The organism is Spirulina sp. CS-785/01 (assembly GCF_028330525.1).
Classification (GTDB): Bacteria; Cyanobacteriota; Cyanobacteriia; order Cyanobacteriales; family Spirulinaceae; genus JAQMSD01.
Genome location: NZ_JAQMSD010000257.1, coordinates 19,894 through 30,287, shown reverse-complemented (window position 1 = coordinate 30,287; position 10,394 = coordinate 19,894). Strand labels below are relative to the sequence as shown.

The 10,394-nt window shown below is 46.0% G+C and carries 9 protein-coding genes and 1 pseudogene; 3 read left to right on the top strand and 7 right to left on the bottom strand.

The genetic code is table 11. From position 1 onward, the window contains the following. Positions 1–232: pseudogene (locus tag PN462_RS16775) on the top strand (hypothetical protein); the annotation flags it as partial. 225 nt (positions 233–457) lie between these two features. Here PN462_RS16775 and PN462_RS16770 read toward each other — a convergent pair. The 3 genes from PN462_RS16770 to PN462_RS16760 form a co-directional block, all read right to left on the bottom strand. Continuing rightward, positions 458–733 (bottom strand): hypothetical protein, encoded by a 276-nt coding sequence (locus PN462_RS16770; protein ID WP_272129969.1) that lies wholly within the window; start codon positions 731–733, stop codon positions 458–460. A gap of 301 nt (positions 734–1,034) precedes the next feature. After that, the gene (locus PN462_RS16765; RefSeq protein WP_272129968.1) at positions 1,035–2,834 is read right to left on the bottom strand and encodes an alpha-glucosidase; all 1,800 of its coding nucleotides are present in this window, start codon (positions 2,832–2,834) and stop codon (positions 1,035–1,037) included. Between the two features lie 500 nt (positions 2,835–3,334). Continuing rightward, a complete protein-coding gene (locus PN462_RS16760; protein WP_272129967.1) occupies positions 3,335–3,853 on the bottom strand; it encodes an outer membrane beta-barrel protein in 519 nt (172 codons plus the stop codon). Positions 3,854–4,153: 300 nt separating this feature from the next. On the opposite strand from PN462_RS16760, the gene PN462_RS16755 reads away from it, so the two are divergent. Next, positions 4,154–4,795: a Uma2 family endonuclease gene (locus PN462_RS16755; RefSeq protein ID WP_272129966.1), complete on the top strand. Its 642-nt coding sequence runs from the start codon at positions 4,154–4,156 to the stop codon at positions 4,793–4,795. A 29-nt stretch (positions 4,796–4,824) separates the two neighbouring features. On the opposite strand, the gene PN462_RS16750 is transcribed toward PN462_RS16755, so the two are convergent. From PN462_RS16750 to PN462_RS16735, 4 genes are all read right to left on the bottom strand, one after another. Beyond that, positions 4,825–6,423: a peptide ligase PGM1-related protein gene (locus PN462_RS16750; protein WP_272129965.1), complete on the bottom strand. Its 1,599-nt coding sequence runs from the start codon at positions 6,421–6,423 to the stop codon at positions 4,825–4,827. A 241-nt stretch (positions 6,424–6,664) separates the two neighbouring features. Beyond that, a complete protein-coding gene (locus tag PN462_RS16745; RefSeq protein ID WP_272129964.1) occupies positions 6,665–7,558 on the bottom strand; it encodes an ABC transporter permease in 894 nt (297 codons plus the stop codon). 505 nt (positions 7,559–8,063) lie between these two features. Further along, positions 8,064–8,465, bottom strand: a complete 402-nt coding sequence (locus tag PN462_RS16740) for a type II toxin-antitoxin system VapC family toxin (protein WP_272129963.1) — start codon at positions 8,463–8,465, stop codon at positions 8,064–8,066. 2 nt (positions 8,466–8,467) lie between these two features. Further along, positions 8,468–8,704 carry a hypothetical protein gene (locus tag PN462_RS16735; protein ID WP_272129962.1) on the bottom strand — a complete coding sequence of 79 codons (237 nt, stop codon included), beginning with the start codon at positions 8,702–8,704 and terminating at the stop codon, positions 8,468–8,470. A gap of 290 nt (positions 8,705–8,994) precedes the next feature. Between PN462_RS16735 and miaB the strand changes: the two genes are divergently transcribed. Beyond that, positions 8,995–10,350 (top strand): tRNA (N6-isopentenyl adenosine(37)-C2)-methylthiotransferase MiaB, encoded by a 1,356-nt coding sequence (gene miaB, locus PN462_RS16730; protein WP_272129961.1) that lies wholly within the window; start codon positions 8,995–8,997, stop codon positions 10,348–10,350. The last annotated feature ends 44 nt before the right edge of the window (positions 10,351–10,394 follow it).

Here is a 10,394-nt window from a genome sequence, read left to right as displayed (position 1 = left end):
GTCTATGCGTAGCCTAAGAGGTTGTGAGTCTCAGCCGCATCGTTCGCGCAGCGTCTCCGCAGGAGAAGCGGTATCGACTCACCCGCTTTCCTCCCCCACCTGTTCCGAGGTGGGGGAGTCCCGCGGCTCTTTTGTTGAACAACGGTTACAAAATAATCTCACTCAAGAAAAGGCAACCGCTTTACAAGAAATTAATAAAATTGCTTGGTTTCGTCTTTTACAATTAACTTAACAATTAACAATTATTAATTAACAGATTGTTCTTTATTCTCCTCCATCTCCTCCATCTCCCCCATCTCTCCTATCTCCCCTATCTTCGGACTCCCGACTCCCGACTCCACTATAATAATCCCCCATACTCCCGGAAAAATACAGGAGATGAGGGAAAATCTTAAAGCACTCAAATAATGGATCAACCGCTTGAAAATTCTGTCTTTTGATGAATTAGGTAAATAAATTAAGTTTTAGCGTGAAGCTCAGAGAGGACATTTTCAGCCCATTCTTGGCTTAAAATCGTTTCCTCATTGGTAGAGGCCGCACCATGCAGAAGATAAGATTGACGCTGATGGGCTAACGTATCGAGACTGCCAACATGGATGAAACTTTTCGGTAATTGGTCGTTTTCAAAGGAATATTGCCCTACATGGTATTGTTCGGTATGGTTGCGATCTACCCACAACCCCCATCCTTTCTCGGCATCGTTAAGCTGGGAAAGAAATTCTAAAGTATTCATTGGACTTATACCAATTCATTTCTCTTTCATTATGGTCGCTAAAGGGGGGGATCAGACTAGAGGTATTTACGTTCTGTAATGAAAATTATTTCTTACATAAAATTTAAAGGGGCAGACTATGAAAATTGGTAAACTTTCATAACATTGAGTTACAAGTCTGCACACAAATTCACTTGATCTTGTAAGGATGGGGGCGGGATGGTGATCATGAGTCGCCCTGCCCAGAATCCCCCAGACTCCCTACTGTGCAAGGTTTACTGACCTCACCCGCCAACTCTTTTTCAGTACCTTCTAGATGAAGTTAGATTAAGTTAGCAAAATAATACCCATATCCCTCAATGGTTAAACGATTATCTGGGGAAGGCACAGTGCAACCGAGTCCAGATAGTGACTCACAAATAGCCTCTTGATGCAGTTGATAACTGGCATTCTCATCACTGAGGTTAAAGAGACAGAGTAAGCGTTGTTCGGCATATTCTCGAATAAAGCCAAATAACGGTTCTTCGGTCTCTAGTAGCGTACAATTCCCCGCAATGAGGGCGGGTTGCTGTTTTCGCCAATGGAGGAGTCGCCGCCACGTATTCAGCATGGAATCGGGAGCGGCATTTTGCAGATCAACCGCATAATAATGATGAGAACGGGGAATCGGTAGCCAGGATTCTTCGGCGCTGGTAAACCCGGCATTGGTTTCCTCGGCTTCCCAAGGCATGGGGGTCCGTGAACCATCTCGTCCGGGGACTAGGGGATACATGGCTTGACCAAAGGGATCACGGATTTTGCCTTCGGGGATATCTTTGGGGATTTTGGCTTCGGGGATACCTAGTTCATCTCCTTGATAGAGACAAAAGGCCCCAGGGAGAGAAAAGAGTAAGGCTGCGATCATGTGATAAAACCGTTTTGGGTAGGGTTCTCCGTCTTGATCACATCCCGTCCAGCGCGATCGCAGTCTCCCATAATCATGATTCCCCACCATCCAACATTGTCCCCCGTAGCGGAAATGGCGTTGCACTCGTTCGACAATCTGCTTCATTTTGCTGGCCGAGATGGGTTCATCCTCCAAGAGGACGCTGTTATAGGCCAAGTGGAGGTGGTCTTCCCCCGCAACATACTCACTGGACAAGGCCACCGAATCTTCCCCCATGGTGACTTCTCCCAGGAGAACCACCCCAGAATATTGATCCACTAACTCCCGAATCGGTTTCAGAATTTCCAAGGTTTCTGGACGGCAAAAACTATAGAAATACTTCTGAGTCACCAACGGATTTTCGGGATCAGTTCCATCGGGGAGGGGTTCACTCTCTTGTCGGGGGGGATTATCGCGCAAATGTTGATCATGGAGAAAGAAATTCACCGCATCAAGGCGAAATCCATCCACTCCCTGATCCAACCAAAATTTAGCCCGATTAAAAATCGCCTCTCTCACGTCCGGGTTATGCCAGTTTAAATCGGGTTGACTGGGCAAAAAATTAGAATAATAATACTGTTCCCGTTGCTCATCCCAGTGCCAAGCACTCTCTCCCATAAAGGCCGATAACCAATTATTTGGGGGTGAACCATCCTCTCTAGGATCAGCCCAGACATACCAGTCTGCTTTAGAGTTATCTCGACTTTTGCGACTTTCGATAAACCACGGATGTTGATCTGAGGTATGATTCCAAACTTGATCAATAATGACTTTTAAGCCGACAGAATGGGCAACCTTTAAGAGGGTTTGAAAGTCTTTCATATCCCCAAAGAGGGGATCAATATTTAACATATCGGTGATGTCGTACCCTAAATCATTCATGGGAGACTCAAAAATGGGTGAAAGCCACAGGGCATCCACTCCTAATGAGGCCAGGTAGTCCATTTTGGAGATGATCCCTTTTAAGTCTCCTGCACCATTCCCACGCTTGTCTTTGAAACTCCAAGGGTAAATTTGGTATAAAACCGCGTGTTGCCACCATTGCCCGTTATGGGTCATATTATTGGCATCTTCCCAGGTCCAAGCGCGACGGTTAATAACAGGGTTACGCCACCATTGTTTATTTTTGTGAGTGTGCAGTTGTGTCGCATCGAGGTCTTGTGTAGCCAGAATAATATCTCCTCCGTCTGAATTCATCAAAGTTCCATAAACTTAGTCTCAAGCTAATCTTTGAAAAAGTTTACAGAGTTTAGTGTATTTTTTAGGTTTATATAATTTAATTTTTTTTTAGATTGTTCCACGCTTTTTGGGTTGACAATCTCCGGTTTTCAGATAGCCTTCTTGAGCTAGTATGTCCTAATGTGGGGGAGCGAGTATTCTGTCGAGAGAGATAAAATTGGTTTAATTTTTCATTAAATCGGTCAATTTACTCTATCCTCAGACATAATTCCTAGGGTAGATTTCAAGTTTCTGTACTAAAAATTACCAGCATCCCATTAGTTTTTATAATTCCATTTGTTTTAATTATGACAAGTTTTTCATCACTTTTCATTTTTTTATCCTACTATTTTTGACTGCGTTACCTCTTATTTTACAAGTTATTAAAATCTCAATTCACTTCACAGAAAAACTATTAATTTGGCTATTAAAAAAAGGGTGAGTCATTAACCCACCCTTGCCTTTTAGACTAACTCAATCTAGAAACGATAACCGACACCCCCTTGTAAACTCACTGCATCCCCATCACTATTTTCATAAGCATCAACTCCCCATTTGCCATCCCCATAGACAACAATATTAGACCCTAACTGCACTTCACCACCCGCACTAATGACCACAGAATCCCGGTTTCCGAGGGGAGTAGCAACCCCTTCAGCTTCTACAAAAGAATAGCCACCTCCGACATATAAATTGGCATTACTGCTTACCGGAATATCGTAGGACACCATTGGCATAATGGCACTATTATCATCACTAAACAAAACCGCCCCTCTGACAGAAACAGGAGCATTCGGCACAGCAAAACGGCCTTGAATATTGCCGCCAAACGTCGCATCACCCCCAGGGGCATCACTATGAGTAATTCCAGCAGCAGCCCCCCCACCAATATAGTTAGCATCTGTTCCTTTTACAGCATCGGGTTGAGCAGAAGCAACACCTGAAGAGAGTAAAATGGCAGAGAGAGTGATTGTGGTTTTAACCAATAAATTTTTCATGATTTCTCCTTGAGTTGTGAGTGTTGAGGTTCGGTACAATTCGCTTGAATAAAGCGGGTTGAGTTCGGTTTTCTCAAATCCTCGCTTCTTTTTGATTCAAACTTCAGGAGTTATAGACCTTGGGTTTCTGACAGAGTTCCTGATTTTCGGGGGGAGTGGACTCTTTTTAAACTGGAACAGTCACAGTAAACAGTAAACAGTAATCAGTAATCAGTGTTTTTAGGTAAGGGAGAAAGACTTCTTGGCAGTCTTGGGGAAGACTGCTTAAACTGAGATTATCTGCTTTACTCCTAACGTCTCATGTCTGTCCTCACTCCTATTCAGCAAATTAATTTACGTCCGGGGAGTCGCATCACCATTCCCCATCTCAGTTGGCCAGACTTTGAGGCGATATTAGAGGAACTGGGGGAGAAACGGACGCTGCGACTCGCTTATTGTGAGAATAACTTGGAACTGATGACCCCTTCCCCCGAACACGAACGCGCTAAAATTGTTATTGCTGACTTGGTGAAAGTTGTCCTGAGAGTACAGGGTAGAGCATGGGAGGCGTTGGGTTCAACGACGTTTAAGAGGCAAACCATGCAAGCAGGGATTGAACCGGATGAGTGTTTTTATATTGCCAATTATCAAGCAGTGATTGGCAAAGACCGACTTGATCTGGATATTGATCCGCCCCCCGATCTGGCCATTGAGTCCGATGTTACTTCTCTGACTGCAATTACGGCTTATCAGCGTTTAGGTGTTCCCGAATTGTGGGTTTATAGCAACCCGCAGTTAACTATTTATGTATTGCAGGGAGAGGAGTATCAAGAAACGGCTTTCAGTCCGAATTTCCCCGATGTGAACATCCAGGAGGCCGTCCTTGAGGTTTTGCAACGAGCGCGAGAAATTGGCAGTAGTCTCGCGTTACAGGAGTTTGAGGAGAGTTTGAGGGGGGATTAAAACAGAATCATAGTCGAAAACCGATTTCTCTAATAATCGCCGCCATACCAACTAATGGGTAGGGGAGGAGAGGAGGGCAGTGTATAATAATTGGCGGAGGTTTCCGAATCTAAGACATCTTCGACTTTTTGATAAAAGGCTTCGGCTTCCTCGAAGGAGTTGCCGATGCTGGTTAAGCCTAATTTGCCAAACTCGGATAGGGCCCCCATGAGGTGAAAGACTGTCCCGGTTTTGGTGCTGCTGTCGAAGTGTAAACGATGCCGGGCGATGATATCCATGAGATCATTAGGCAATAAACCGTGATAGGCGGCTTTTTGTAGGTTATCGGAGGCGAGGTAATATTTTTCTTGGCCTTGTTGACCGACAAATAATCCCGTTTCTGGGTTGTATTCGCCGTTGGTGAGGAGTTTTAAGGCCATGAAGGGGTGGGTTGTGCCGCCTTTGCGGAGGTTGATTTCTATGGCTTGGATGTCCCATTCTGGGCTTTCTCCGGGGTGGCGGACGACGATAAAATCAACGCCGTAGCGTTCCATGGCCCCTTTGGCGGCTAAGATTTCGCCGACTTTTATGCCTAATTGTTGGATTTGTAGGCGATATTGTTGATCGGCGGGGAAGCGACAACCGAGGTAAATTTGTCCGTCGGCCCCGCCTAAAATTTGGTCGTGGGTGGAGAGACTGGCGACTTGGCCATCGGGGGTGATGTAGCCTTGAAAACTGGGCGATCGCTTTTCTTCTCCTTCGATAAAGGCTTCGACAATGGCCCCTAATTCTGGAATGCGCTGGGAGAAGCCTTCCCAGGTTTCTCCTTCGGCGGCAAAACTGAGATGGGACAAGCGATCGCGCAATACTTTCACCCGTTCCCCCTCTGTCCCAATTAACCCATACTTGCGAACCTCCCGTAAATCTAAAACCGCATTCCCTTCCCCAGAAAACCCCTCATTTAACTTAATTACCAGCCGTTTTAACTGAGGCATTCTCCCCCATAACTGGGCCGCTTCCTGGAGTAACGAGTCCTCATCCCACATTAACGGACTGCCATCGGGGTGGGGGACTCCTGCATTGGCAAAAATTTCCCGACTGCCACTTTTCGACCCCCAGTATAATAAATCCGGGGAACAGGCCAACAATGGCACCCCCAAACGCAGCGATAATTGTTGTTCCCAGGGACTGGAATTAAAACAGACAATGTAAGACTTGCCGGGCCGTAATGCCTTGCGAATGCGTTCGACGAGACGAGGCCGTTCTAAAATCTTTTGGGAGAGGGGTTTGAGGGAGGCATCATAGGTAGAGAGGAGTAACAGGCGCGATCGCGCATGAGAAAACGGAATCCCCGGCAACAACTGTAAATAATAATCAATAATCGTCGGCGACAAGGGTTGGGCCGTCACATAAATCAACCGCGTATGGGGATTCCGTAGACGAATCAAGGAAAATAACAACCGTTCCTCATAATGAAGAAACCCCTCAATCTTCCCCAACTGTCCCTGATCGATACTAAAGGACGGGATCACCAAAATATCAAAATCATCTTGGTCAAACAGATCAATACTGGCCGCACAATCCCGCAGTTTGGCTTGCAATTGGCGAAATTGTGTCTCTTGATTGGGAACATCCCGCAAAGCTGGCATTCTCGCTCTTACCCTGTGATACCACTATCCTGAAGTCCCTGTGACCAGGGCTATGGCCGATGGTGTAGGCTTCCTGCTTCCTCCGGTCTAACAAGCGCGTTCACAGGCAGGAGTCCTGCTTCCCAAGACCCATACTGTTGACGCTTGGTTATGGCGCAAACCGATTATAGTACATTTTCAGTCCCCTCCATGAATCCGGAGAGGACTGAAATGAATTCTACATGAATTCTACGGGGTCTTGTTAAGCCATACGGCGGCGTAATAACGGCTGAATGATGGTTAAGGCTAAGAGGTCAAACCCGACCAGAATCAGCAGCACTGCGCCAAAGCTGAGACTTCCCCACGGTGCGTCCATCACCATACTGCCTAAAGACCAACTCTCTTGTAAATAAAGATAGCGAATGGGCTCGATCGCATAGGTAAGCGGATTAACAGAGGCAATCCATTTTAACCAGTTGGCCATAAAGGAAAGCGGGGCCAAAGCAGTGCTGGCAAAGAGGAGGGGGAGGTTGGTGACAAAAATAACCGCAATTAACTCAATATGTCCAGGTAAAGCAAAAGCTAAACCGAGACTGAGTGCCGTAACACCTACGACAATTAAGAAAACAATTAGCGCGATCGCGCTAACCCCAGCAACCCCCGGCAACCCGGCACCGAGCAAAGCACTGGCCGCCACAATCACCGCCGTTTGGATCAACGCGAGACTAATAATATAAATCGTCGAAGCGGCCACAATCGAGTAACGAGTCGCCAAAGGAGCAACCAGCAAACGGTTGAGAAAGCCAAACTCCCGGTCAAACATCACAGGCAATCCCGCATTTAACGCCCCAGAAAAGGCCGTAAAAACAATAATACCCGGGGCGAGGAACTGCCCATAATTAATCTCTGCCCCAAACAACCCTTGGGGAGCTTGATAAAATAACGCCCCAAACAGGATCAACCACATAATAGGCTGAATAATACCGGCCATCAACGTCGAGGGACGACGTTGCAGTTGGATAAAGAGTCGTTTGGTCAGTGCAAGGGTTTCTTGCCAAAAATCAGCAACCGGACTGCTCCCCTGTCCCATCATCCCTTGACGGTCAGCCTTCGGAGCAAGTCCTTCAAATTGTGTCGGGGTAACAGATTGACTCATAAAATGCTCAATCAAGTCCTGAATACAGTAACACTTTCTATGGTAGGGCTAAACTGTCTAGGTGGGGAGAAACCAGACCCCCTGTCAAGAGGACCAATTTAGAAACGAGAAACCGTTATTGCAAACGCTCATGAGAGAGACTTGCTGCCCCATTTCAGCATTCAGCCTTCAGCTTTTGAAGGAAATCAGCATTTATATGACATCCGGTTAAGCCTTCTAAGTTCGTAGTAAGCCCTTTAGGGCTTACTATAAGGCTTAGAATAAATTTAGAATAAATTGATTTAATACAAATCAAGCAGATTTCATATTAGCACTCAGCATGAGCGCGAGAGTATGTTAGTTTTAAGAGTCGCGGCTGATAGCTGACGGCTGAGGGCGACTCCCAACCGCTATATCTCATTAGTAATCCCCCATCCCGAATTGTATCAAGCACGGCACAATCCCCCACCCCTTAGAAGCCCACTTAAAAGGCTTTCTCCCCAATCAACCCACACCAAGCAACAAGCTATAATATGGAAATGACCTTAATACTTCGAGGTCGATGAATTGACTTTTGAGGTTTTTCATTGGTTATAAATTCCATTGCTCCAACTGAGACTGCCGCCGCAATATGCAAAGCATCCATCGCCCCTAGCCCAAATTGGCTAGATTCTCGATAGGCTTGTTCAATGATAAGGTTAATATCGTTCGCCCAGTACATGACTGCATCAAAAAAAGTTTCATAAAACTTGATCTCGCTACTTTGTTGATGATAAATCGCTTTAGGCAAAACCTCTAATTTCAGAAAAATGCTAGATGCAAATTCTCGCTGGTCATCCTCTAATATTTGTAAAGCCAGTTCAGCCATTTCATTTTCAGCACGAGCCGCATAAATTAACACGCCAGCATCGACAAAGGTTCGGATCATGATTAGTTTACATAGCCCCCACGACGTTCAGCTTTTTCTTGTTGAATTTCTTCTGGACTTAACAAGGGTATCCCAGATTTTATAATTTCTTGGCGAATTTCTCTTAATTTTTTCCCCAGTGGGGAACTCGATTTACTGGGTCTCTTGGTTTGATAAATGGCATCAATAAAAGCAAGAACCTGTTGCTGTTCTTCAGAATCTAAATTCTGCCATTTTTCTAATAATTGTTGTGTAGTCATTTGGCTGACTTCCTGATATTAAGTGTTGCTTAATTGTAGTATAGCCTTACTTGCGCGGCCACCAAAGCCACCTAAAACGCTGTAACCTCCTTCTCACCTGCGAATCCCTGCAACACCTGCCCATTTTCAGAAACCTAGTTTCTAGAGACAAGAGTGAAATAAAACAAACCTTGAGTATTTTCAACCCTAACGGATTGACCAAGACCGTCACTATCCTCCCACAGTCTCCCAGAAACCTTGTAAGATAGATCAAGTCCCTATTTGACGAAAGCAACGGAACGCAAGCAACCATGACCACTCCCCGCAAGTATCACATCACCACCTTTGGCTGCCAGATGAATAAGGCAGACTCGGAGCGTATGGCTGGTATTTTAGACGATATGGGCTTTTCGTGGTCAGAAGACCCTAACCAAGCTGATGTGATCCTCTACAATACTTGTACCATTCGAGATAATGCCGAACAGAAGGTTTATTCCTATTTAGGACGACAGGCAAAACGAAAACAACAAGACCCCAATGTTACCCTGATTGTGGCTGGATGTGTGGCCCAGCAGGAAGGACAACAGTTACTGCGACGAGTCCCGGAATTAGATTTAGTGATGGGACCCCAACACGCGAACCGTTTGGGGGACTTATTAGAACAGGTAATGGACGGGAATCAAGTGGTGGCCACTGAACCGATCCATATTATGGAAGATATCACCAAACCCCGCAGAGATAGCAAGATTACAGCTTGGGTGAATGTGATTTATGGGTGTAATGAACGCTGTACCTATTGTGTGGTCCCCGGTGTGCGGGGAGTGGAACAGTCTCGCACCCCAGCGGACATCCGCGCAGAGATGGAGGAGTTGGGCCGACAAGGATATAAGGAAGTCACCTTACTAGGACAAAATATTGATGCGTACGGACGAGACTTACCAGGGAGTACCCCAGAAGGTCGTCATAAGCATACTTTGACGGATTTACTCTATTTTGTCCATGATGTGCCGGGGATTGAGCGCATTCGCTTTGCCACCAGTCACCCCCGTTATTTTAACGAACGGTTGATTCGTGCTTGTGCGGAGTTGCCGAAGGTGTGCGAACATTTCCACATTCCCTTCCAGTCGGGGGATAATGAGCAGTTAAAGGCCATGTCTCGCGGTTATACCCACCAGAAATATCGCCGCATTATTGCTAAAATTCGGGAGTTAATGCCGGATGCGGCCATTAGTGCGGATGCCATTGTGGGTTTTCCAGGGGAAACGGAGGAACAGTTCCAAAATACCCTAAAATTAGTGGAGGATATTGGTTTTGACCAGTTAAATACGGCGGCCTATTCCCCCCGTCCAGGAACTCCTGCGGCCTTGTGGGAGAATCAGGTAAGTGAGGGGGAGAAGAAAGACCGCTTACAACGGTTAAATCGCCTCGTGGAGGTGAAGGCCGCAGAACGCTCTCAACGCTACACAGACCGCATTGAGGAAGTCTTGGTGGAAGATATTAACCCGAAAGATCAGACCCAGGTTATGGGACGCACCCGTGGCAACCGCTTAACTTTCTTTACGGGGGATATCAATGCACAAAAAGGTGAAATTGTCAAGGTTAAAATTACGGAAGTTCGAGCCTTTAGTTTAACGGGTGAACCTGTAGAAGCGTTAGTCACCGTTTAGAGGGACTGCAAAAAATTAGTTTGTCATACCTACACAGGGTTTTG

What these genes read in the sequence shown, in the direction of transcription:
- PN462_RS16770 (WP_272129969.1), bottom strand. Translation starts at nt 733, where the DNA reads ATGAATACTTTAGAATTTCTTTCCCAGCTTAACGATGCCGAGAAAGGA.
- PN462_RS16765 (WP_272129968.1), bottom strand. Translation starts at nt 2,834, where the DNA reads ATGAATTCAGACGGAGGAGATATTATTCTGGCTACACAAGACCTCGAT.
- PN462_RS16760 (WP_272129967.1), bottom strand. Translation starts at nt 3,853, where the DNA reads ATGAAAAATTTATTGGTTAAAACCACAATCACTCTCTCTGCCATTTTA.
- PN462_RS16755 (WP_272129966.1), top strand. Translation starts at nt 4,154, where the DNA reads ATGTCTGTCCTCACTCCTATTCAGCAAATTAATTTACGTCCGGGGAGT.
- PN462_RS16750 (WP_272129965.1), bottom strand. Translation starts at nt 6,423, where the DNA reads ATGCCAGCTTTGCGGGATGTTCCCAATCAAGAGACACAATTTCGCCAA.
- PN462_RS16745 (WP_272129964.1), bottom strand. Translation starts at nt 7,558, where the DNA reads ATGAGTCAATCTGTTACCCCGACACAATTTGAAGGACTTGCTCCGAAG.
- PN462_RS16740 (WP_272129963.1), bottom strand. Translation starts at nt 8,465, where the DNA reads ATGATCCGAACCTTTGTCGATGCTGGCGTGTTAATTTATGCGGCTCGT.
- PN462_RS16735 (WP_272129962.1), bottom strand. Translation starts at nt 8,704, where the DNA reads ATGACTACACAACAATTATTAGAAAAATGGCAGAATTTAGATTCTGAA.
- miaB (WP_272129961.1), top strand. Translation starts at nt 8,995, where the DNA reads ATGACCACTCCCCGCAAGTATCACATCACCACCTTTGGCTGCCAGATG.